At 65.0% G+C, this 21673-nt stretch carries 19 protein-coding genes and 1 pseudogene; 18 read left to right on the top strand and 2 right to left on the bottom strand.

The features are described 5' to 3' along the window. Positions 1-11: 11 nt before the first annotated feature. From AC0L3P_RS30075 to AC0L3P_RS30055, 5 genes and pseudogenes are all read left to right on the top strand, one after another. Positions 12-827, top strand: a complete 816-nt coding sequence (locus tag AC0L3P_RS30075) for an ABC transporter substrate-binding protein (RefSeq protein ID WP_473307532.1) — start codon at positions 12-14, stop codon at positions 825-827. Further along, on the top strand, positions 814-1698 hold the full coding sequence (locus AC0L3P_RS30070; RefSeq protein ID WP_473307528.1) for a polysaccharide deacetylase family protein: 885 nt from the start codon (positions 814-816) through the stop codon (positions 1696-1698). The genes AC0L3P_RS30075 and AC0L3P_RS30070 overlap by 14 nt, the downstream gene beginning before the upstream one ends. Before the next feature lie 8 nt (positions 1699-1706). Continuing rightward, positions 1707-2357, top strand: coding sequence for an aspartate/glutamate racemase family protein (locus tag AC0L3P_RS30065; protein ID WP_354065868.1), 651 nt, complete (start codon positions 1707-1709; stop codon positions 2355-2357). A gap of 22 nt (positions 2358-2379) precedes the next feature. Next, positions 2380-3962: pseudogene (locus AC0L3P_RS30060) on the top strand (ABC transporter substrate-binding protein). After that, on the top strand, positions 3959-5332 hold the full coding sequence (locus tag AC0L3P_RS30055; protein WP_354065872.1) for an amidohydrolase family protein: 1374 nt from the start codon (positions 3959-3961) through the stop codon (positions 5330-5332). The pseudogene AC0L3P_RS30060 and the gene AC0L3P_RS30055 overlap by 4 nt, the downstream one beginning before the upstream one ends. Here AC0L3P_RS30055 and AC0L3P_RS30050 read toward each other — a convergent pair. After that, positions 5322-6236 carry a LysR substrate-binding domain-containing protein gene (locus tag AC0L3P_RS30050; protein ID WP_275169640.1) on the bottom strand — a complete coding sequence of 305 codons (915 nt, stop codon included), beginning with the start codon at positions 6234-6236 and terminating at the stop codon, positions 5322-5324. The two genes, AC0L3P_RS30055 and AC0L3P_RS30050, sit on opposite strands and share 11 nt — an antisense overlap. A gap of 272 nt (positions 6237-6508) precedes the next feature. On the opposite strand from AC0L3P_RS30050, the gene AC0L3P_RS30045 reads away from it, so the two are divergent. The 9 genes from AC0L3P_RS30045 to AC0L3P_RS30005 are packed head-to-tail and all read left to right on the top strand — an operon-like array spanning position 6509 to position 14634. Continuing rightward, positions 6509-7543, top strand: a complete 1035-nt coding sequence (locus AC0L3P_RS30045) for an ABC transporter substrate-binding protein (protein ID WP_354065874.1) — start codon at positions 6509-6511, stop codon at positions 7541-7543. A 23-nt stretch (positions 7544-7566) separates the two neighbouring features. Continuing rightward, on the top strand, positions 7567-8601 hold the full coding sequence (locus AC0L3P_RS30040; protein WP_354065876.1) for an ABC transporter ATP-binding protein: 1035 nt from the start codon (positions 7567-7569) through the stop codon (positions 8599-8601). Beyond that, the gene (locus AC0L3P_RS30035) at positions 8598-9473 is read left to right on the top strand and encodes an ABC transporter permease (protein WP_354065878.1); all 876 of its coding nucleotides are present in this window, start codon (positions 8598-8600) and stop codon (positions 9471-9473) included. The genes AC0L3P_RS30040 and AC0L3P_RS30035 overlap by 4 nt, the downstream gene beginning before the upstream one ends. Continuing rightward, positions 9470-10276, top strand: a complete 807-nt coding sequence (locus tag AC0L3P_RS30030; protein WP_354065880.1) for an ABC transporter permease — start codon at positions 9470-9472, stop codon at positions 10274-10276. Before AC0L3P_RS30035 ends, AC0L3P_RS30030 begins: the two co-directional genes overlap by 4 nt. Before the next feature lie 9 nt (positions 10277-10285). After that, positions 10286-11422, top strand: coding sequence for an NAD(P)/FAD-dependent oxidoreductase (locus AC0L3P_RS30025; RefSeq protein ID WP_473307518.1), 1137 nt, complete (start codon positions 10286-10288; stop codon positions 11420-11422). Between the two features lie 19 nt (positions 11423-11441). Continuing rightward, positions 11442-11738 (top strand): (2Fe-2S)-binding protein, encoded by a 297-nt coding sequence (locus tag AC0L3P_RS30020; RefSeq protein WP_473307516.1) that lies wholly within the window; start codon positions 11442-11444, stop codon positions 11736-11738. Next, positions 11735-13153 (top strand): FAD/NAD(P)-dependent oxidoreductase, encoded by a 1419-nt coding sequence (locus tag AC0L3P_RS30015; protein ID WP_354065886.1) that lies wholly within the window; start codon positions 11735-11737, stop codon positions 13151-13153. The genes AC0L3P_RS30020 and AC0L3P_RS30015 overlap by 4 nt, the downstream gene beginning before the upstream one ends. Continuing rightward, positions 13150-14271 (top strand): NAD(P)/FAD-dependent oxidoreductase, encoded by a 1122-nt coding sequence (locus AC0L3P_RS30010; protein WP_354065888.1) that lies wholly within the window; start codon positions 13150-13152, stop codon positions 14269-14271. Before AC0L3P_RS30015 ends, AC0L3P_RS30010 begins: the two co-directional genes overlap by 4 nt. Positions 14272-14286: 15 nt before the next feature. Next, positions 14287-14634 (top strand): RidA family protein, encoded by a 348-nt coding sequence (locus AC0L3P_RS30005; RefSeq protein WP_354065890.1) that lies wholly within the window; start codon positions 14287-14289, stop codon positions 14632-14634. Positions 14635-14898: 264 nt separating this feature from the next. On the opposite strand, the gene AC0L3P_RS30000 is transcribed toward AC0L3P_RS30005, so the two are convergent. After that, on the bottom strand, positions 14899-16233 hold the full coding sequence (locus tag AC0L3P_RS30000; protein WP_354065892.1) for a dicarboxylate/amino acid:cation symporter: 1335 nt from the start codon (positions 16231-16233) through the stop codon (positions 14899-14901). A gap of 125 nt (positions 16234-16358) precedes the next feature. Here AC0L3P_RS30000 and AC0L3P_RS29995 point away from each other — a divergent pair, with 125 nt between their 5' ends. The 4 genes from AC0L3P_RS29995 to AC0L3P_RS29980 all read left to right on the top strand — a co-directional run bounded on the left by AC0L3P_RS29995 (position 16359) and on the right by AC0L3P_RS29980 (position 21671). After that, positions 16359-17678: a solute carrier family 23 protein gene (locus tag AC0L3P_RS29995; protein ID WP_473307513.1), complete on the top strand. Its 1320-nt coding sequence runs from the start codon at positions 16359-16361 to the stop codon at positions 17676-17678. A 72-nt stretch (positions 17679-17750) separates the two neighbouring features. Continuing rightward, positions 17751-18587 carry an SDR family oxidoreductase gene (locus AC0L3P_RS29990; RefSeq protein ID WP_473307511.1) on the top strand — a complete coding sequence of 279 codons (837 nt, stop codon included), beginning with the start codon at positions 17751-17753 and terminating at the stop codon, positions 18585-18587. Between the two features lie 52 nt (positions 18588-18639). Further along, complete coding sequence (locus AC0L3P_RS29985) at positions 18640-19446, top strand: NAD-dependent protein deacetylase (protein WP_473307509.1); 807 nt, start codon at positions 18640-18642, stop codon at positions 19444-19446. Positions 19447-19586: 140 nt separating this feature from the next. Then, entirely contained in the window at positions 19587-21671 is a 2085-nt protein-coding gene (locus tag AC0L3P_RS29980; protein WP_473307505.1) for a hydantoinase/oxoprolinase family protein, read from the top strand. Positions 21672-21673: the final 2 nt, after the last annotated feature.

Here is a 21673-nt window from a genome sequence, read left to right as displayed (position 1 = left end):
GGGGCGTATTGATGAAGAGACTTCTGGTTACGGCAGCACTCGTTGGCGCCATGAGCGCTCCGGTCATGGCAATCGAGCTGCCGGCGGAGATCGCCAAGCGCGGCAGCATCAAGGTCGCGCTGGTGCCGAACTATCCGCCGATGGAGTTCCGCGATCCCGCCACCAACGCGCTGTCCGGCTTCGACATCGATCTCGGCGAAGCCATCGGCCGCAAGCTCGGCGTCAAGATCGAATGGCAGGAGACCAGCTTTGCCGAGTTCATGCCGTCGATCTCGACCGGTCGGGTGGACGCCATCCTGTCCGGCTTCACGGACTATGCCAGCCGGCACGAGATCGCGTCCTTCGTCGATTATCTGCGCAGCGGTCCGCAGTTCTTCGTGCAGCAGTCGCGCAAGGCGGAGTTCAAGGACGCAGCCGCACTCTGCGGCAAGAAGGTCGGCGCCAGCCGCCGTACCATGTTCCCGGCGCAGATCGCGGCTTGGAGCGAGAAGAATTGCGGCACCAATCCGATCCAGTTCGTCGGCACCGACGGCTCGGCCGACGCCCGCACCCAGCTCAGGCAGGGCCGCATCGATGCCGCCGCCCAGGGCAACGAGACGCTGCCCTACATCATGGACCTCGAGCCCGGCACCTATGCGACTGTGGGCGAGCCCATCGCGCAGCAATTCACCGGCATCGCCCTGCCGGTCAAGGAAAAGGCGCTGCAGCAAGCCATTCTGGAGGCGGTCGATGCGCTGATCGCGGACGGCACCTATCGTACGCTGCTTGCCAAGTGGAAACTGACCGACAACGCACTCGAAAAGGCGACCATCAATGCTGGACAGTAAGGCGCTCCAGAGCATTCCGCTCACCCCAGCCAACACCGCAGATCCTGCGCCGGAATACCCCTGGCCGAAGCCGTACAATTCGGCGATGTTCCTGTCGTTCGACGTCGACGCGGAGAGCGCATGGACCAGCAAGGACGCGGTGCACGCGCAGCGGCTCATCACCATGAGTTATGGCGGCTATGAGGCGCGCGTCGGCACGCCGAAACTCCTGGAGCTGCTCGATCAGCTCGATCTCAAGGCGACCTTCTTCGTCACGGGATGGTCGGTCGACGCGCATCCGGCGATGGCCGAGTCCATTCTCAAGGCCGGCCACGAGATCGGCCACCACGGCTATCACCATCTCCTTCCGGATCCCGGCGATCCCTGGATCGAGGAGGAGCTGGAGCGCGGCTTTGATGCGCTCAAGCGCCGGCTTGGCGTCAGGCCGACCGGCTATCGCGCGCCTTACGGCGAGTTCACCGAGGAGCTGCGGGTGGCGCTGGTGCGCCACGGCATCGTCTACACCTCCTCGTTTCGCGACGACGTGCGGCCCTATCGGCATCGTCTCGCCGACGGCAAGCCCGGCACGATCGAGCTGCCGGTGACCGCAAGCTATGACGACTGGATGCACGGCCTGTCCGCGCGCTTCAGTCCGCGCTCGATTTTCCCGAAGGAGCATGTGCTTTCGATCTGGAAGGACGAGCTCGACGAAGTCCGCGACTGGGGCGCGATGGTGACGACCGTGCTGCATCCGCAATGCAGCGGCCGACCGATGCGGCTGCGCCTGCTGCGTGAGTTCCTGACTTACGCAAAGTCGTGCCCGGATGTCTGGATCACGACCGGCGAGAAGATCGCGGCCAACTTCCTGCGCCACGAGGCCGGCAAAAATTGAGCTAGGTCATGACCCGCATCCTTGTCATCAACCCCAACTCCTCCGCGTCGGTGACTGCGGCGATCGATGACGCGGTCGCGCCGCTGCGCATCGCCGGCGGGCCTGAAATCGAGGTCGTCGGCCTTGCCGAGGGGCCGCCCGGCATCAGCTCGCAGCGCGATGCCGACAGCGTTGTGATGCCGCTGGTCAACCGCGTCACGCGCGACGATGCGGATGCCTTCGTGCTCGCCTGCTTCAGCGATCCCGGCCTGCATGCGGTGCGCGAGGCCGCTGGCGGGCGCCCGGTGATGGGCATCGCCGAGTGCGGCATCTTTCGCGCGCTGATGCTGGGTGAACGTTTTGGAATTATCGCGCTGTCGCCGTCGAGCATCCGCCGTCAGCAGCGGATGGTGCGATTGATGGGCGTCGATAGCCGCTATGCCGGCAGCTGGTCGGTCGGCGCGAGCGCGGCGGAGACGGCAGGCGCGGACATCCGGGGACGATTGATCGAAGCCGGCCGCGCGCTGGTCTCGCAATGCCGTGCCGATGTCGTGGTGATGGGATGCGCCGGCATGGCCTCGCATCGCGCGGCGATTGCGGATGCCATCGGCGTTCCCGTGGTCGAGCCGGCGCAGCAGGCGGTGGCCGCTGCGATCGGTGCCGTCTTGCTGAACACGTAAGATCCTTCAGGAGCCTCTTGTAATGCCCCTCTCTCGCCGTTCGCTCCTCAAGGCCGCAGCCGCTGTGCCGGCGCTGTCATTCCCGGGCATCCTGCGCGCCGAATCCCAGACCACGCTGCGCTTCATTCCCGTCATCGACCTCGCCTTCGTCGATCCCACCTATTCGACGGCACAGGTGTCGCGAAACCATGGCTTCATGGTCTACGACACGCTCTATGGCATCAGCTCTTCGCTCCAGGTCTCGCCGCAGATGCTGTCGGGCCATGTCGTCTCCGGTGATGGGCTGCAATGGGACCTCAGCTTGCGCGACGGCCTGTTCTGGCACGACGGCGAGCGCGTGCTTGCCCGCGACTGCGTCGCGAGCATCCGCCGCTGGGCCGCACGCGACGGCTTTGGCGGTGAGCTGATGGAGGCGACTGACGAACTGTCGGCCACTGACGACCGCACCATCCGCTTCCGCCTCAAGCGTCCGTTCCCGCTACTGCCGCAGGCGCTCGGCAAGGCCGCGATCAATGCGTGCTTCATGATGCCGGAGCGGTTGGCGAGCCAGGATCCGTTCAAGCCCCTGACCGAAGTGATCGGCAGCGGTCCGTTCCGCTATCTCGCCGACGAGCGCGTGCAGGGTGCGCGCAATGCCTATGCCAGGTTCGAGCGCTATCAGCCGCGCAGCGACGGCAAGCCGGATTGGACCGCGGGTCCGAAGATCGTGCATTACGATCGGGTGGTCTGGACCACCACGCCGGATGCCGGTACCGGCGTCGCCGCGCTGCAGACCGGCGAGCAGGACTGGCAGGAGACCACGCCGCACGACCTGCTGCCGATCATCAAGGCTGCCGGCGACATCGAGACGCGCATCCTCGATCCCCGGGGTTATGCCTGCATGCTGCGCCTCAATCATCTTCAGCCGCCGTTCGACAACCCTGCCGTTCGCCGCGCGCTCCTGGGGGCGATCGATCAATCCGCCTTCATGACCGCGGTGGCCGGTACCGATCCGAACTTCCAGGTCTCCCCGATCGGCTATTTCGCGCCGAATACGCCGATGGCGAGCGAGGTCGGCCTCGACGTGTTCCGCGGCCCGCGTGACTACGCCAAGGTGAAGGCCGATCTCAAGGCCGCGGGCTACAATGGTGAGAAGATCGTGGTGCTCGTGCCCACCAACTCGCTGGCGCAGAAGCCGCTTGGCGAGATCGCCGTCGACTCCTTGCGCAAGGCGGGCATAACGTCGAATATGCCGGGCTCGATTTCGCCGTGGTGTTGCAGCGCCAGCTCAAGAAAGATCCGCTTCCGCAGGGCGGCTGGAGCGCCGCAGTGGGCAACTGGCAGGGCATCGACTGGCTCAATCCGGCCGGCAACACCAACATCCGGGGTGAGGGCAAGGTCGCCGGCTGGTATGCGAGCGAGAAGATGGGAGCCTTGCGCAGCCAATGGCTCGCGGCCTCCGAGCTCGCGGAGCAGCAGCGCATCTGCCGTGAGATCCAGGCGGTGGCCTTCCAGGAAATCCCCTATATTCCGATCGGCCTGTACAAGCAGCCGACCGCCTATCGCAAAGCCATCACCGGCATTCTCGACGGCACCGCCGTCTTCTGGAACGTACGCCCCGCATGAGCACCTCAGCAATTTTCGGCAGCTATGTGCTGTCACGCAAGGACGGCGCGCAGGACGTGTTGCGCGACCACTGGGTGCTGATCGAAGGCAAGACGATCGCCGCGGTCACGCGCGATAAGCCGCGCGCGGACGAGGTGCATGACCGCCCCGGCCGTTTCGTTCTGCCCGGCCTCCTCAACCTACACAATCACTGCTTCTCGGAAGCGGTGGCGCGCAGCCACACCGAGGACGGCAATGGCCGCAAGAACAACCAGAGCATCGTCTACACGGTGCTTTTGCCGCTGACCAAGCGCGGCGCTGATATCTTGTCGGCGGAAGAGCGCATGGCGGTCGCGCGGCTCGGCATTCTTCAACTCCTGAAGGGCGGCGCCACCACGGTGATGGAGCCGTTCCGCAATTCGATCCCGGAGATGTTCGGCGCGGCGGAAGAGATGGGCATCCGCTTCTACGGTGCGCCCTATCTGTTCTCGACGTCCGACGCCAAGGCCGGTCCCGACGGCGTGGTTCGCTACTCCGGCGATGACGGCACCGCCGACATGGCGACCTGGGATTCGCTCTACCAGCGCTGGAACAATCGCGGCGACGGCCGCATCGGCCTTGCGATGAGCCCACACGCCACCGACACCTGCGGCCCCGATTTGTTGAAGGCCTGTGCCGCGCGGGCGCGCGAGCTTGGCGTGCCCATCACGATGCATATGGCGCAGAGCCGCGCCGAGGTCGAAACCATCGGCAAGCGCTATGGCGGCCGCACGCCGGCGCAATATCTCGACTGGCTCGGCCTGCTGGCGCCCGATCTGATGGCGGCGCACTGCATGTTCAGCACCGACGACGATCTCAGGCTGATGGCCGCGCGCGGCATGACGGTTCTCAACTGCCCGCGCGTGTTCGCGCGCGCCGGCGTCACCGCCGCGTTCAGCCGGTTTGCGGAGCACGGCGTTCGCACCGTGGTCGGCACCGACGGCTACAACATGGACCTGCTCGGCGAGCTCAATGCCGCCTCGTTGATCTCCAAGATCACCTCAGCGCGCGCCGATGTCGCGAACTCGCCCGAGTTGATCGAGGCGAACACGGCGATCGCCGCCGATGTCATCAAGCGACCTGACCTCGGCCGCATCGAGCCCGGCGCGACCGCCGACCTCACCATCGTCGATCTCACCCATCCGCATCTTCAGCCGCTGTTCGACCCGCGCCGCGCGCTGATCGCGCTCGCCAATCGCGCCAATATCGATCAGGTCATGGTCGACGGCCGTATGCTGGTCGATGCCGGCCGCTATCTTGGCGCCGACGAAGCGGCGATCACGGCGGCGGGGACGGCTGCGATCGGCAAGATCTGGGACCTGCCGGAGGCGCAGGCGGCGTTCAACGGCTGAGAGCTGCCTCCTCGAATTCCGCGAGCGACTTGCGCATGGTCTCGACCAGATCCAGCGCCACCGGCGAGGGGCTGCGCTGCGCCGGAAAGACCGCCGAGAATTCGAAATCGATGCGCGGCAGAAAGCGGCGCACGACGACGCCGCGGGTGGAAAATTCCTGCGCGGTGAAGGGATCGCAGATCGCGACCCCGAGCCCCGACGACACCATGCCGCACATGATCTCGGACAGCGCGGTCTCCACCCGCAGCACGCGGCGGACATCGTGACGGTGGAATATCTGATCGACGAGATGACGGCTCGACGAGCCCGCTGATAACGAGATGAAGGTCTCGCCCTCGAAGTCGTGCGGCTCCAAAACTTCCTTTTCCGCGAGGCGATGACCTGTCGGCAGCACGGCAACGCGCGCCGGCGCCGGCAGCTTCTGGCTCGGAAGGCCGGAATGCGCGATCGGCACCTCGGCAAAGCCGATGTCGCATTGATTGTTCAGCACCCAGTCGACCACGATCGGCGAGATCACACCGAAGAAGGCGAGGTTGAGGTTGGGCCGCTCTTTCAGAAAATGCCCGGCCAGTCGGGGCAGATAGCCATTCGACAGCGCTGGAAGTGCTGCGATCCGCAGTGAGCCGGTGCGGCGGCCGCGGATTTCCTCGGCTGCCGCGGTGATGCGTTCGAGGCCGACGAAGGAGCGCTCGACTTCGGTGTAGAGTGCCATTGCCGCAGCGGTCGGCACCAGGCCGGTGCCGCGCCGTTCGAACAACTCCATCTTCAACAGCGCCTGGAGGTCGCGCAGCAACCGGCTGACCGCCGGCTGCGTCACGGTCATCAGCGCCGCCGCCTCGGTCACGCTGCCGGTCAGCATCGTCGCTCGGAAGGCCTCCACCTGCCGCGAATTGATCCGCGCCATCCCGATTTCCATTCATAACATTTCGGCATGCAGAGGCTGCCATTATTCATTGGACGATGGAAGCCAGAGTTTGCGATCTTTTTCATCAGAGCTGGAGACGGCCCGCTTTTTCGGCAGATTGGAGGGGTTCAAACCTCCGGATCGCGCCAAAACCCGTCCACCAGGGGCCGGAGCCCTGGTCGGAGAGGGATTTGCGCGGAAGGAAATGCGGAAGGTTCAGCCAACGAGACTCGTCGGCACGTCACCTCATCCCGGTATGGAGATCGGACCACATGAAGACTTTTCGCCTTCTGACAGCGGTCAGCATCGCGGCTCTCATCGCCGCCCCGTCGGTCGCCACGGCCCAGCAAAAGACGCTCTATGTCGCCGGCTATGGCGGCTCGTTCGAAAAGACCATCCGCGACGAGGTGATCCCGACCTTCGAGAAGGAGAACGGCGTCAAGGTCGAGTACGTCGCCGGCAACTCCACCGACACGCTGGCAAAGCTACAGGCGCAAAAGGGCAACCAGCAGATCGACGTCGCCATCGTCGACGACGGCCCGATGTACCAGGCGATCCAGCTCGGCTTCTGCGGCAAGCTCGACGGACTGCCGGCCGACCTCTACGACACCGCGCGCTTCAAGGACGATCACGCGGTCGCAATCGGCATCGTCGCGACCGGCCTGATGTACAACACCAAGGTGTTTGCAGAGAAGGGCTGGGCGCCGCCGAGCTCCTGGAACGATTTGAAGGACACGAAATACGCCAAGCAGCTCGTGATCCCGCCGATCAACAACACCTATGGCCTCGAAGCGCTGGTGATGCTGTCGAAGATGAACGGCGGCGGCGAGTCCAATGTCGATTCCGGCTTCAAGATCTTCAAGGAGCAGATCAATCCGAACGTGCTCGCCTATGAGCCGTCGCCGGGCAAGATGACCGAGCTGTTCCAGTCCGGCCAGGCCGTGATCGCGGTGTGGGGCACGGGCCGCGTGCAGAGCTTTGCCAATACCGGCTTCCCCGTCGACTTCGTCTATCCCAAGGAAGGCGCCGCGACATTGCTGACCACCGCCTGTCCCATCACCAAGCCGAATGTCTCGCCGCTCGCGGCGAGCTTCATCAAGAAGCTGCTCGACCCGAAAACCCAGCTGGTTTTGCTGAAGGACTATGGCTATGGCCCAGTGCTGAAATCGCTGGTGATCCCGCCCGAGCTCGGCAAGATGGCGCCGATCGGCGAGCGTGCCGCAAAGCTGTACAATCCGGACTGGACCGTCATCAACGAGAAGCGCGAGGAATGGACCAAGCGCTGGAATCGCGAGGTCGAGCGCTGATCGGTCATACCGGAGACAGTGCGATGGCCTATCTCGAGCTCGAAGGGGTCGCCAAGCAATTCGGAGCGCAGACTGTCGTCGATGACTTCAGTCTCGCGGTCGGGAAGGGGGAGTTCATCTCCTTCCTCGGCCCCTCCGGCTGCGGCAAGACCACGACGCTGCAGATGATCGCGGGCTTCCTCGACCCCACCCGCGGCGCAATCCGGCTGGAAGGCAAGGACCTGACCGCGATCCATCCGGCCAAACGCGGGCTCGGGATCGTATTCCAGAGCTACGCGCTGTTTCCGCACATGACCGCGGCCGAGAATGTCGCCTTCGGCCTCGAGATGCGCAATGTGCCGCGCGGTGAACGGACCGAGCGTGTCCGCGCCGCGCTTGCGATGGTCGGGCTTGCCGGCTACGAGGAGCGTCATCCGCGCCGCATGTCCGGCGGCCAGCAACAGCGCGTGGCGCTGGCGCGCGCGCTGGTGATCAAGCCGAGCGTGCTGCTGCTCGACGAGCCGCTATCCAATCTCGACGCCAAGCTGCGCGAGGAGATGCAGATCGAGCTGCGCCAGATCCAGCGCACCATCGGCACCACCACGATCCTCGTCACCCACGACCAGAACGAGGCGATGTCGCTGTCCGACCGCATCGTGGTGATGAGCCAGGGCCGGATCGAGCAGATCGGCACGCCGCAGGAGACCTATGAGAAGCCGGCCTCGGCCTTCGTCTCGCAGTTTTTGGGCAAGACCAACGACTTTGCCGCGACGATCGATCGAACGAGTGCGCCTGCGCGATTGATCGCGGGCTCGTGGAGCGCGCCCGCGCCTGCCGGGCGCAGCGGTGCCGTCACCATCAGCATTCGCCCCGAGCGGATCGACTTTGGCGACGCAGGCCTCAGCGCAAAGATCGTCACGCGCATCTTCCAGGGTAATCACTGGCTGTTCCAGTGCGAGAGCGAATGTGGCCCGGCGACCGTGATCCGCCAGAATGACGGCCAGTCGCAGCCGGTCGAAGGCGAGGCAGTTCACCTCACTTGGCGGCCGGAGGACATGGGCGTGAGGGGCGTCGCATGAGCGCTTCCGCCGAGGAACGAAACGCACGCACGCCCTGGGCGCTGACCGCGCCCGCTTTGATGCTGTTCGTCGGTGTGCTCCTGATCCCGCTGGCCATGACTGTGATGCTGTCGTTCCACGACTGGGGCCAGTACAAGGGCATCGAGTCGGTCTTCATCCTCAAGAACTGGCATGAGATCGTAACCGATCCCTATTACGCCGAGATGTTCTGGCGGACGTTTCGCATCGCGATCCTGACCACGCTGCTCACCGCCGTGCTTGGTGCGCCCGAAGCCTACATCCTCAACCGCATGAGCGGCCGCTGGAAGAGCGTTTTCCTGCTGGTCATCCTGGGGCCGCTGCTGATTTCCGTGGTGGCGCGGACGCTCGGCTGGGCGCTGCTGTTCGGCGGCAACAACGGGCTCGTCAACAAGCTGCTGATGTCGGCCGGGGTGATCCGCGCGCCTATCCCCTTCATGTTCACCGAAACCGGCATGGTGGTCGCGCTTGCGCATGTGATGATGCCGTTCATGGTGCTGTCGGTGTGGGCGGCGCTGCAGCGTCTCGATCCGCAGATCGAGAATGCCGCGATGTCGCTCGGCGCCGGCCCTGTGACCATCATCCGCCGCATCATCATGCCGCAGATCATGCCGGGTGTGCTGTCGGGGGCGATCATCGTGTTTTCGCTCTCGGCCAGTGCGTTTGCGACGCCCGCGATCATCGGCGGCCGCAGGCTCAAGGTCGCGGCGACGCTCGCCTATGACGAATTCCTCAACACGCTGAACTGGCCGCTGGGTGCGGCGGTCGCCACGCTGCTGCTGGCCGCGCTGGTCTTGATCGTCGTCGGCAGCAACGCACTGATCGAGCGTCGTTACGCGGAGGTGTTCCGATGAGCCGGAACGGGCCGCTCGCGCTGATCTTCCACACCATCTTTGTCATCGTCATGGTGGCGCCGATCCTCGTCGTCTGCCTCGTTGCGTTCACGCCTGAAGGCTTCCTGTCGCTGCCGACAAACGGCTTTTCGTTGCGCTGGTTCAGGGCGATCGCCAACTATCCCGAATTCGTCCATGCTTTCTGGGTCAGTCTTGGCCTTGGCGCACTGTCCTCCTTCGTGGCGCTGCTGTTCGCGGTGCCTGCCGCGCTGGCGATCGCGCGCTATCGGTTCCGCGGTCGTGACACATTGGCGGCATTGTTCCTGTCGCCACTGATGATCCCGCATGTCGTGCTCGGCATCGCCTTCCTGCGCTTCTTCACCTCGGCTGGCCTCGGCGGCAGCTTCGCCGCGCTGATCATCGCGCATGTCATCATCGTGTTTCCGTTCGCGCTGCGGCTGACGCTCGCCGCCGCAACCGGCATGGACCTCTCGGTCGAGATGGCGGCGGTCTCGCTCGGCGCCGGCGGCTGGACGCTGTTCCGTCGCGTGACTCTGCCGTTGATCCTGCCCGGTGTCATCAGCGGCTGGGCGCTCGCCTTCATCCAGTCCTTCGACGACCTCACCATGACCGTCTTCCTCGCGGCACCCGGTACCGAGACGCTGCCGGTGCGAATGTTTCTGTACATCCAGGACAACATCGATCCGCTGGTGACGTCGGTCTCGGCCTGCGTGATCGCGATCACCATGACCGCCCTCATTCTGCTCGACCGCTTCTACGGGCTCGACCGCGTGCTCGCCGGCAAGGGCGATACAGGGCGATAGGAGAAATCCATGCGAACAGATTACGACGTCGCCGTCGTCGGCGGCGGATTGCTCGGCTCCGCCATCGCTTGGGGCCTCGGCCGGCTCGGCAAGCGCGTCGCTGTGCTCGACGAAGGCGACATCACCAAGCGTGCCTCGCGTGCCAACTTTGCGCTGGTGTGGGTGCAGAGCAAGGGTCTCGGCATGCCGGCCTATACGGTGTGGACCGTGCAGGCGTCACAGGCATGGAGCCGGCTCGCGTCCGAGCTGAAGCAGCAGACCGGCCTGGATGTCTCTCTTCAGCAGAATGGCGGCTTTCATCTCACGCTCGGCGAAGACGAATTCGGCCAGCGCGCCGAGCTGGTCAAGCGCATGCACAACCAGACTGGCGCCGCCGACTACAAGATGGAGATGCTGTCGGCATCCGAGGTGAAGAAGGCGCTGCCGCTGATCGGGCCCGAGGTCTCGGGCGGCAGTTATTGTCCTCTCGACGGTCACGTCAATTCGCTGCGCACGTTCCGAGCGTTCCACACCGGCTTCAAGGCATTCGGCATCGATTATCTTCCGGAGCGTCCGGTCTCGGCGATCAGCAAGAGTGGCGACGAATTCCGCCTGACCACGCCGCAGGGCGAGCTCCGTGCCGCCAAGGTCGTGCTCGCCGCCGGCAATGCCAACCAGACGCTGGCGCCGATGGTCGGTCTCTACGCCCCGATGGGCCCGACCCGTGGCCAGATCGTGGTGACCGAACGCACCATGCCGTTCCTGCCGCATCCGCTGACCACGATCCGCCAGACCGACGAAGGTACGGTGATGATCGGCGACAGCAAGGAAGACGAGCTCGACGATCGCGCGATGAAGCATTCGATCAGCGCCGTGATGACCGATCGCGCCCAGCGGATGTTTCCGCATCTCGCGCGGCTCAACGTGGTCAGGAGCTGGGCCGGCATCCGCGTCATGCCGCAGGACGGCTTTCCGATCTACGACCAGTCGGAGACGCATCCCGGCGCCTTCGTCGCCTGCTGCCATTCCGGCGTGACGCTCGCCTCCAACCACGCTTTCGAGATCGCGCGGATGGTCGCGCAGGGCGCGCTCGAGCCGGAGCTGGTCGGCGCGTTCTCGGCTAGCCGTTTTGGCGCCGCCGGTGCTGCGAACAACAGCGGCTACTAAGGACATTGAAGGAACCCAGATGTTCAAACGATCCGAACAGGACAAGCGGCCGCCGGTGCAAATCTTCGTCGATGGCGTCGCCGTCGCGGCGCGGCAGGGCGACACCGTCTCCGCGGCACTGCTGGCCTCGAACTGCGATGCGCGCCGTTCGACCGCGGTGAGCGGCGCGCTGCGTCTGCCCTATTGCATGATGGGCGTGTGCTTCGATTGCCTCGTCACCATCGATGGCGTCGGCAACCGGCAGGGCTGCCTGGTGCCAGTCACTGAGGGCATGCAGATCGAGATTCAGAAGGGCAAGCGGGAGATCGGAAAATGACTGTGGCTCCCAAGCGCGAAGAATACGATGTCGTAGTGATCGGTGCCGGCCCCGCCGGCCTCGCCGCTGCTACGGCGTCCGCCGAAGCCGGCCTGTCGACGCTGCTGCTTGACGAGAATGTCGGGCCCGGCGGCCAGGTGTTCCGCGCCATCGCCTCGACGCCGGTGACCGAGCGCAATCAGCTGGGCGCAGGCTACTGGGTCGGCGCCGATCTCGTGCAGGCGCTGCGCGCGAGCGACGCCGAGGTCATCCACCGTGCCACCGTCTGGAGCCTCGACCGCAATCTTGATATCGCCGTCTCGGTCGGCGGCGCCTCTGCGTTCGTCAATGCGAAGCGGGTGATCCTCGCGACCGGTGCGCTGGAACGGCCGTTCCCGATTCCGGGCTGGACGCTGCCGGGCGTGATGACCGCGGGCGCGGCGCAGACGATGTTGAAATCATCGGCCCTGGTGCCGGACGGCCGCACGGTGATCGCGGGGCAGGGGCCGTTGCTCTGGCTGCTCGCCGCGCAGATTTTGCGTCTCGGCGGCCGCATCGATCGCATTCTCGACACCACCGAGCGCGGCAATTATTTTGCGGCTCTTCCCCACGCCTTCGCGTTTCTGACCTCGCCCTATTTCACCAAGGGCCTGTCAATGATGCGCGAGGTGAAGGCGAAGGTGCAGGTCGTCTCCGGCGTCACCGAACTTTCGGCATCCGGCGACGGCCAGATCGCGAGCGTGAGCTATGTCGCCGGCGGCAAGCGCGAGACCATACCTGCGGATCTCTTGCTGCTGCATCAGGGCGTCGTGCCCAACGTCAATCTGGCGATGGCGGCCGGAATCGAGCACCGCTGGGACGATTTGCAATTGTGCTGGTCTCCGGTGCTCGATGCCAGCGGAAATTCATCGGTCGCCGGCATTGCGATTGCTGGCGACGGCGCCGGCATCGGCGGTGCGAACGCAGCCGTGGTGCGCGGCCGCATCGCGGCACGCGCGGCCGTGGAGGCGTTGGCGCCTGCGGCTGCCGCAAAGCTCCCGGCAATGGCGGGCCTCCGCGCAGATCTCGCCAAGGCCGACCGTGGCCGCGTTTTCCTCGATAAGCTGTTCCGTCCGGCGCCGCAGTTTCGCATTCCCGCGGGCGACACCATCGTCTGTCGCTGCGAGGAGGTCACTGCCAAGGATATTCTCGACGCCGTCGCGATCGGCGCGACCGGGCCGAACCAGCTCAAGGCCTATCGCCGCACCGGCATGGGTCCGTGCCAGGGCCGGCTCTGCGGCCTCACCGTGACCGAGCTGATGGCGCAGGCGCGGGGCAAGAGCCCGCAGGAGATCGGCTATTACCGGCTGCGCGCGCCGGTCAAGCCGATCACGCTCGCCGAGCTTGCCGCGGTTCCGAAGAGCGAAGACGACATCAAGGCGGTGGTGCGCGGATGACGAAAAACGTGGATGCGATCGTCGTCGGCGGCGGCATCCACGGATGCTCGACTGCGCTGCATCTGTGTCTCGCCGGCCTGAAGCCGGTGCTGATCGAGAAGGATTATGCCGGCCGCCACGCCTCCGGCGTCAATGCCGGAGGCGTGCGCCAGCTTGCGCGGCACATCCCGGAAATCCCGCTTTCGATCCGCTCGATGGGAATCTGGGAGAAGATCACCGACCTCCTCGACGACGATTGCAGCTTTGAGAGCTATGGTCAGGTTCTCGTCGCAGAGAACGAGGAGGAACTCGCGGTCTGCCGTGCACGTGTGGCCGAGCTCAACGCGCTCGGCTTCACCCACGAGGAGCTGATCGATGCGGCCGAGCTGCGGCGCCTCGTGCCTGCGGTCGCCGAGACCTGTCCCGGCGGCGTGGTCTCGCGCCGCGACGGCGCGGCCAATCCGGCGCAGACGACGACGGCGTTCCGGCGCAAGGCCGGGCAGCTCGGTGCGACCGTGCGCGAGGGCATTGCCGCCACGAACATCAGGTACACCGATGGCCTCTGGCATGTCGATGTCGGCGCTGAGAGCTTTGCCGCGCCGGTGCTCGTGAACGCCGCCGGCGCCTGGGCCGGGACCATCGCAGCCGCGCTCGGTGAGCCCGTTCCGGTCGAGACCGTGGCGCCGATGCTGATGATCACCTCGCGCGTGCCGCACTTCATCGATCCCGTCGTGATCCTGCGGGGGCGCAAACTGTCCTTCAAGCAATTCAAGAACGGCACGGTGCTGATCGGCGGCGGCCATCTGGCCACGCCCTATCAGGATCGAAACGAGACGGTGCTGGACTGGAAGAGCCTCGCGACCAGCGCCCGCACAGTGTTCGAGCTGTTCCCGGTGATGCGCGACGCGACGATCATGCGGGCCTGGGCCGGTATCGAGGCGAAGATGAAGGACGACATCCCGGTGTTCGGACCGAGCAGCCGCCACAAGGGCCTCTATCACCAGTTCGGCTTCTCGCTGCACGGTTTCCAGCTCGGCCCCGGCGCGGGCGCCGTCATGGCGGAGCTGATCGTCAACGGCGGCACCCAAACCCGCATCGGCGATCTCGGCATCGACCGTTTCCATCCTTCCACGCTCTAGCATCAAGAGGACATCATGAGCATTAGCCGCAGCATCCGCACCCCCATCATGCACCGCGCCGTCGAAGCCAACGGGTTCGTCTTCATTGGCGGCACCATCGCCGACGACACTTCGGTGTCGATGGGCGAGCAGACCCGCAACATCCTCGGCAAGATCGCCGGCTATCTGAAGGAAGCGGGCACCGACAAGTCGCGCGTCGTGAGCACCTCGATCTTCGTCACGGATCTTTCGAAGAAGAAGGAGATGGACGCGGTCTGGACCGAGTTCTTCGGCGACAATCTGCCGACCCGTGCCACCGTCGGCGTTGCCGATCTCGGCGGCAGCGCGCAGATCGAGGTCGTGGTCACCGCGCTCAAAGGCTAACGGCGTCTGCCGATGTGGACTGAAGCCCGGCGTCCAGCCGCAGGAACGACGATGCCAATCCAGGCCGTCGACGGCGCGCCGGTCCCGGCGCGTCGCCCCTTGCAGTGATTTTCAAAAACCCGACGCCCTGCCCCCAGCGCGTCGGGTGGAAAACATGAGTATCAATCCGTGATCCCAACGCGATAGTTGTGACTCGCGGCGCGCCAATTGACCACTCCGGGAAACTACCGCGTTGGAACCGGGCTCCGCCAACCTGCGCGCGGCCTAGGAGGCGGCGCTGCCGCCCGGTTCAAGCGCCTCACCCATCTCCAGCGGATGGGCCATGGTCTCGTGCAGCGCATCGCGGTCGAGCTCGCCCTCGGAGATGCTGATGACGACGCAGGCGACGCCATTGCCGATCAGATTGGTCAGCGCGCGGCACTCGCTCATGAACTTGTCGATGCCGACCAGGATCGCGATCGATTGGATCGGGATGTCAGGCACGATCGAGAGCGTTGCTGCGAGCGTGATGAAGCCCGCCCCGGTCACGCCCGAGGCGCCCTTCGAGGTGATCATGGCGATGCCGAGAATGCCGAGCTCCTGCCAGATGGTCAGATGGGTATTGGTCGCCTGCGCCAGGAACAGCGTCGCCAGCGTCATGTAGATGTTGGTGCCGTCGAGGTTGAAGCTGTAACCGGTCGGAATGACGAGCCCGACCACCGAACGCGAGGCGCCGAGATGCTCCATCTTCTGGATCATCTGCGGCAGCACCGTCTCTGATGACGAGGTGCCGAGCACGATCAGCAGCTCGTCCTTGATGTAGGCGATGAAACGCAGGATCGAGAAGCCGGCGAGCCGCGCGATTGCGCCGAGCACGACCACAACGAACAGGATGCTGGTGAGATAGAACGTGCCGATCAGGGCCGCGAGGTTGAGCAGCGAGCCGAGGCCGTAGGCACCGACGGTGAAGGCCATTGCGCCGAACGCCCCGATCGGGGCGACGCGCACGATGATGCGGATGATGCCGAAGAACATCTTCGCGGCCTTGTCGATCGCCTCCGCAATGGGCTCGCCGGCCTTGCCGAGGAACGCGATGGCGAAGCCCGACAGGATCGAGATCAACAGCACCTGCAACAGATCGCCGCGCGCGATGGCGCCCAGATAGCTGTCGGGAATGATCGCCAACAGATGGGCGACGATGCCTTCTTCCTTGGCCTTGGTGACGTAGGTTGCCACCGACTTCGGGTCGATCGTGGCGGGATCGATATTGAAGCCGTGCCCGGGCTGGAGCACCTCACCGACCAGCAGGCCGACCGCGAGCGCGACGGTCGAGACCGTCTCGAAATAGATTAGTGACTTCAGACCGACCCGGCCGACGCGCTTAAGGTCGCCCATCGAGGAGATGCCGTGCACCACGGTGCAGAAGATCACCGGCGCGATCATCATCTTGATCAGCGCGATGAAGCCGTCGCCGAGCGGCTTCAGGGCCTTGCCGAGATCGGGATAGAAATAGCCGACGAGCACCCCGAGTGCGATCGCGATCAGCACCTGGATGTAGAGGATCTTGTACCAAGGCTGGTGCCGCCGGTGGATGGCTGGCTGGATCGCAATCTGTGTCATAGAATAGGCCCCGGAACGTATTGATCTTGTTTGATTTGCATCATGTGATGGCCGCCGCAGAAGCGACAATCACATTTTTGTCTGTTCGCACGAAGATCGGTCGCTGCACCGCAACTGGGGGGAACATGCCGATTGCAACGGGCTCCGCACAGCGAGCGCAAGGCTATTTCCCGCGTTGGACTTTGAAGTCCTCCGGCGTGATCATGCCTGAGGAGCGGCTGCCGCTTGGGCAGACCGTCGTCTCCGGTCTCCAGCATTGCGTCGCAATGTCGGGCTCGACGATCATCGCGCCGTTGCTGATGGGATTCGATCCCAATGTTGCGGTGCTGTTTTCCGGCATCGGCACGCTGATCTTCTTCGTCATCGTCGCGGGGCGTGTGCCGAGCTATCTCGGCTCGAGCTTCGCGTTCATCGCGGTCGTTATCGCCGCCACAGGCTATGCCGGGCACGGGCCGAACCCGAACCTGTCGGTTGCGCTTGGCGGCATCGTCGGGGCCGGCGTCCTCTACGGCGTGATCGCGCTGATCGTGATGTGGTCGGGGGTCGGCTGGGTCGAGAGGCTGTTGCCGCCGGCCGTCACCGGCGCCGTGGTCGCCGCGATCGGCCTCAACCTCGCACCGGTGGCGGTGAAGGCAGTGAGCGCCAATGCGTTCGACACAGGAATCGGGCTTGCGACCGTTCTGATCATTGGCGTGGTTGCCGTTGGCTCACCTGGCTTGTGGCGCCGCCTGCCGATCATTCTCGGCGCGATCGGCGGATATCTTTTGTACTTGCTGTTCGCGAACGGCCTCGGCTTCGGCAAGCCGATTGACTTCACCCCGCTTGCGGCCGCGCCGTGGATTGGACTGCCGGGTTTTACCACGCCGACCTTCCAGGCCGATGCGATCGTCCTGATCGCGCCGGTTGCGATCATCCTCGTCGCCGAGAACCTCGGTCACATCAAGGCCGTCGGCGCCATGACGGGCCGGAGCCTCGATGACTATCTCGGCCGCGCCTTGCTCGCCGACAGCCTCGCGACCATCGTGGCGGCAAGCGGCGGCGGCACCGGCGTTACCACCTATGCCGAAAACATCGGCGTCATGGCGGCGACGAAGGTCTATTCGACCTTGCTGTTTGCCTTCGCGGCCCTGGTGTCGATCGTGCTCGGCTTCTCGCCGAAATTCGGCGCGCTGATCCTCTCGATCCCGGGTCCCGTCATCGGTGGGCTCTCGATCGTGCTGTTCGGATTGATCGCCGCGATGGCCGGCCGGATCTGGGTCGAGAACAAGGTCGACTTCTCAAGTCCGGCAAACCTGATCACCGTCGCGGTCGCGCTCACCGCAGGCGCCGGCGATCTCACGCTCAAATTCGGCGCCTTCACGATCGGCGGGATCGGCACCGCAACCTTTGGCGCTATCATCCTGTATCAGATACTGACCTCGCCATTCGCGCGCCGCGCCGAATGAATCGCAGCGATGCGCTGAGGGATGGAACAAAAAGCCGGTTCCGTCGCTGATCAGGCATCCCGGAGAGAACCCATGCCACAAACCGATCGCTCGACCTCGTTTCACTCGCGTCTTGTCGGCCAGTACGCGCTGGTGACCGGCGCCTCCCAAGGCATCGGCCGTGCCGTCGCCATCCGGCTTGCCCAGGAAGGCGCGACCGTCGCCATCAACTATTTCGGTCACCCTGAAGGGGCCGAGGAGACACTCGCGCTCGCGCGGACGGCATCGGGTGACCGCGGCCACGGCAGGCTCGATCACATCATCGTCAAGGCCGATGTCGGTAATGAGCAAGAGGTCGCCGCGATGTTCGAGACCATTCTGCCGCGCTGGAAGCGCCTCGACTGCCTCGTCAACAATGCCGGCTTCCAGCGGGAATCGCCGAGCGAGTCGCTCGACATCGAAACCTATCGCCGCATCATCGACGTCAATCTCAACGGCGCCGTGTTCTGCGCCCAGAAGGCGCTCGCGCATTTCGTCGCGCGCGGCGGAGGCGGCAGCATCATCAACTGCTCCAGCGTGCACCAGATCATTCCGAAACCCGGCTACCTCGCTTATTCCATCAGCAAGGGCGGCATGGCCAATCTGACGCGCACGCTGGCGCTGGAATTCGCCGGCCGTGGCATTCGCGTCAATGCGGTTGGCCCCGGTGCGATCGATACGCCGATCAACGCGGCCTGGACCGGCGATCCGGAAAAGCGCGGCGTGGTCTCCAGCCACATTCCGCTGGGTCGCGTCGGCACGCCGGAAGAGATCGCTGCGGTGTTCGCCTTCCTCGCCTCGGATGATGCCAGTTATATCACGGGGCAGACCATCTATGCCTGCGGAGGCCTGACGCTGTTTCCCGAATTCCGCGAGAACTGGGCAAGCTAGCGGGCTTCCTCGCCATCTGGCGAAACCGGCCTGGGCAGACTACATCTGCGCCATGACAAACCATCCGCTCCGGGATTTCGTCGGCCAGCACGAAAATCTGTTCGTGCTGACCGGTGCTGGCTGCAGCACCAATTCGGGCATTCCCGATTATCGCGACAGTCACGGCAACTGGAAGCGGACCCAGCCGGTGAACTTCCAGGCGTTCATGTCTGAAGAGCATACGCGCCGGCGCTATTGGGCGCGCAGCCTGATCGGCTGGCGGCGGTTCGGCCAGGCGAGGCCGAACGATGCGCATCACGCGCTCGCCCGGCTCGAGACGAGCGGGCGTTGCGGAATGCTGCTGACCCAGAACGTCGACCGGCTGCATCAATCCGCGGGCCACCGCCAGGTGATCGACCTGCACGGAAGGCTCGATCTGGTCCGCTGCATGGGCTGCGGCCAAAAGACCCCGCGGAGCGAATTCCAGGAGACGCTCAGCCACGCCAATGCGGAATGGTTGACGCTTGATGCCGCCGATGCACCCGATGGCGATGCCGACCTGGAGCATGCGGATTTTTCGTCGTTCAAGGTGCCGGCCTGCGAAGCCTGCGGCGGCATCCTCAAGCCCGATGTCGTGTTCTTCGGCGAGAACGTCCCGCGCGACGTGGTCGCTACCGCGCAGGATCATCTGGCGCAGGCCGACGCCATGCTCATCGTCGGCTCGTCACTGATGGTCTATTCCGGTTTTCGGTTCGTGCAGGCTGCCGCGCAGCGGCAAATCCCGATCGCTGCGGTCAATCTCGGACGTACCCGGGCCGATGATCTCCTCACTCTGAAGGTCGAGGAGCGCTGTGAAGCGGCGCTTGCATTCCTGCTCTGATCGCGCGGGCTGCGAGCACGCCTTGCCTATTGCATAGGTGCCAAGCAGAATAGCTGGACACAGCATGTTCCTGTCGTCCATGGCATGGAAATTGCTGCGCTTTTGTCCTCAGTCTCGACGATCAGCACGGAGAATTTGGAATGCTTGAGGGAGCCGAGGTGCGGCTTGCCGTCGATATCGGTGGCACGTTCACCGACATCGTGCTGGACGTGGGGCAGGATCGCAAGACGCGCAAACTGCTGACGACGCCGCAGCGGCCCGAACAGGCGGTGCTCGATGGCATGCGGCTCATTCTCGCTGATGCGCGTGCCCATATCAGCGACATCGACGTCTTCATTCACGGCACGACGCTCGCGACCAACGCCATCATCGAACGTCGCGGCGCCAAGACGGCGCTGATCGCGACCGAGGGCTTTCGCGACGTGCTCGATATCGGCACCGAGAGCCGCTACGACCAGTATGACCTCACCATCGACAAGCCGAAGCCGCTGGCGCCGCGATCCCTGCGCTTCACCGTGCCGGAGCGTATCGACGCCCACGGTGGCGTCCGCCTCCCGCTGGACGAAGCTGCGGTGCGCGCGCTCGCGCCAAGATTGCGTGCGCTGAACGTCGAGAGTGTCGCGATCGCGTTCCTGCACTCCTACGCCAATCCCGAGCACGAGCGCCGCACGGCCGCAATCATCAGCGAGGAGATGCCCGGCATTTCCGTGACCGTATCGTCCGCGGTGTGCCCGGAGATCCGCGAATATGAGCGCACATCGACTGCGGTGGCCAACGCCTATGTGCAACCGCTGATCGACGGTTATCTCGCCCGCATGTCCGACGCCTTGCAGGTCGAGCAGTACCGCGGTGCGATCTATCTCGTCACCTCCGGCGGCGGCGTCACCTCGATCGAGACGGCACGGCGCTTTCCGGTGCGCCTCGTCGAATCCGGTCCTGCCGGCGGCGCCATTTTCGCGGCGCAGATCGCGGCGCGTCTCGGCGAGAGCAAGGTGCTGTCCTTCGACATGGGCGGCACCACGGCAAAGATCTGCCTGATCGAAAAATTCCAGCCCGAGACCTCGCGCGTGTTTGAGGTCGATCGCGCTGCACGCTTCCTGAAAGGTTCGGGTCTGCCGGTGCGGATTCCCGTCATCGAGATGGTCGAGATCGGCGCCGGCGGCGGCTCGATCGCCCATGTCGATGCGATGAAGCGCGTCACGGTCGGCCCCGAGAGTGCCTCGTCGGAGCCCGGGCCCGCCTGCTACGGCCGCGGCGGCCTGCGCCCGGCCGTGACGGATGCCGACGTTGCGCTCGGCATGATCGACCCCGACGATTTCGCGGGTGGAACAATCAAGCTCGACCCTGAACTCTCGAAGCAGGCGCTGCTGCGCGCCGTGGGCGAGCCGCTGGGTTTGTCGGCGGAGACTGCGGCCTATGCCGTGCACGAGGTCGTCTGCGAGAACATGGCGAGTGCGGCGCGCGTGCATGCGGTCGAGCGCGGGGAGATTGTCGGTCAGCATACGCTGATCGCCTTCGGCGGCGCGGCACCGCTGCATGCAGCGCGCGTCGCCGAGAAGATCGGCGTCTCCCGCGTGATTGTCCCTTCCAATGCCGGCGTCGGTTCGGCCGTCGGCTTCCTTGCGGCTCCGATCGCCTATGAGCTGGTGCGCAGCCGTCATGTCCGGCTCGACGATTTCGACACCGATGGTGTTTCCGACCTGCTCCAGGAGATGGTTACCGAAGCGCGTGCGCTGGTCGAGACCGGGGCGGCCGGTGCGCCGGTGCGCGAGCGCCGCGCCGCCTTCATGCGCTATGTCGGCCAGGGCCATGAGATCTCGATCGAGTTGCCGAACCGGCGGTTGACGGCGACCGATCTGGCCGGCCTGCGCCAGAAGTTCGAAACGGATTATGCGGCGATGTTCGAGCGATCGATCCCGGGTGCGGCGATCGAGGTGTTGAGCTGGTCCGTGCTTGCGACGACCGAAGCGCGCAATCCGGCTACGGTCGCGGCCGTTACGCGCAAGCCCGCCGGGAAGGCGACCGGAAGCCGCAAGTTCTTCGATGGCCGGGCGGGGGAGGTGATCGAGATCCCGCTCTACCGCCGCGAGGATATGGCGCCAGGCGCGACGATTGCAGGTCCCGCCGTGATTGCGGAGGACGAAACGTCCACCTTCGTCTCCAACAGTTTTGACGCGCATATCGACGGTGCCGGCAGCATCGTCATGGAACGGAAGGCGGCCTGATC

This window comes from Bradyrhizobium sp. WSM4874 (assembly GCF_055811835.1).
The sequence above is the reverse complement of the archived record's forward strand: the minus strand, read 5'-3'. Positions and strand labels throughout refer to the sequence as shown.

What these genes read in the sequence shown, in the direction of transcription:
- AC0L3P_RS30035 (WP_354065878.1), top strand. Translation starts at nt 8,598, where the DNA reads ATGAGCGCTTCCGCCGAGGAACGAAACGCACGCACGCCCTGGGCGCTG.
- AC0L3P_RS30025 (WP_473307518.1), top strand. Translation starts at nt 10,286, where the DNA reads ATGCGAACAGATTACGACGTCGCCGTCGTCGGCGGCGGATTGCTCGGC.
- AC0L3P_RS29985 (WP_473307509.1), top strand. Translation starts at nt 18,640, where the DNA reads ATGACAAACCATCCGCTCCGGGATTTCGTCGGCCAGCACGAAAATCTG.
- AC0L3P_RS29990 (WP_473307511.1), top strand. Translation starts at nt 17,751, where the DNA reads ATGCCACAAACCGATCGCTCGACCTCGTTTCACTCGCGTCTTGTCGGC.
- AC0L3P_RS30030 (WP_354065880.1), top strand. Translation starts at nt 9,470, where the DNA reads ATGAGCCGGAACGGGCCGCTCGCGCTGATCTTCCACACCATCTTTGTC.
- AC0L3P_RS30065 (WP_354065868.1), top strand. Translation starts at nt 1,707, where the DNA reads ATGACCCGCATCCTTGTCATCAACCCCAACTCCTCCGCGTCGGTGACT.
- AC0L3P_RS30000 (WP_354065892.1), bottom strand. Translation starts at nt 16,233, where the DNA reads ATGACACAGATTGCGATCCAGCCAGCCATCCACCGGCGGCACCAGCCT.
- AC0L3P_RS30045 (WP_354065874.1), top strand. Translation starts at nt 6,509, where the DNA reads ATGAAGACTTTTCGCCTTCTGACAGCGGTCAGCATCGCGGCTCTCATC.
- AC0L3P_RS29995 (WP_473307513.1), top strand. Translation starts at nt 16,359, where the DNA reads ATGCCGATTGCAACGGGCTCCGCACAGCGAGCGCAAGGCTATTTCCCG.
- AC0L3P_RS30020 (WP_473307516.1), top strand. Translation starts at nt 11,442, where the DNA reads ATGTTCAAACGATCCGAACAGGACAAGCGGCCGCCGGTGCAAATCTTC.
- AC0L3P_RS30055 (WP_354065872.1), top strand. Translation starts at nt 3,959, where the DNA reads ATGAGCACCTCAGCAATTTTCGGCAGCTATGTGCTGTCACGCAAGGAC.
- AC0L3P_RS29980 (WP_473307505.1), top strand. Translation starts at nt 19,587, where the DNA reads ATGCTTGAGGGAGCCGAGGTGCGGCTTGCCGTCGATATCGGTGGCACG.
- AC0L3P_RS30050 (WP_275169640.1), bottom strand. Translation starts at nt 6,236, where the DNA reads ATGGCGCGGATCAATTCGCGGCAGGTGGAGGCCTTCCGAGCGACGATG.
- AC0L3P_RS30015 (WP_354065886.1), top strand. Translation starts at nt 11,735, where the DNA reads ATGACTGTGGCTCCCAAGCGCGAAGAATACGATGTCGTAGTGATCGGT.
- AC0L3P_RS30005 (WP_354065890.1), top strand. Translation starts at nt 14,287, where the DNA reads ATGAGCATTAGCCGCAGCATCCGCACCCCCATCATGCACCGCGCCGTC.
- AC0L3P_RS30010 (WP_354065888.1), top strand. Translation starts at nt 13,150, where the DNA reads ATGACGAAAAACGTGGATGCGATCGTCGTCGGCGGCGGCATCCACGGA.
- AC0L3P_RS30040 (WP_354065876.1), top strand. Translation starts at nt 7,567, where the DNA reads ATGGCCTATCTCGAGCTCGAAGGGGTCGCCAAGCAATTCGGAGCGCAG.
- AC0L3P_RS30075 (WP_473307532.1), top strand. Translation starts at nt 12, where the DNA reads ATGAAGAGACTTCTGGTTACGGCAGCACTCGTTGGCGCCATGAGCGCT.
- AC0L3P_RS30070 (WP_473307528.1), top strand. Translation starts at nt 814, where the DNA reads ATGCTGGACAGTAAGGCGCTCCAGAGCATTCCGCTCACCCCAGCCAAC.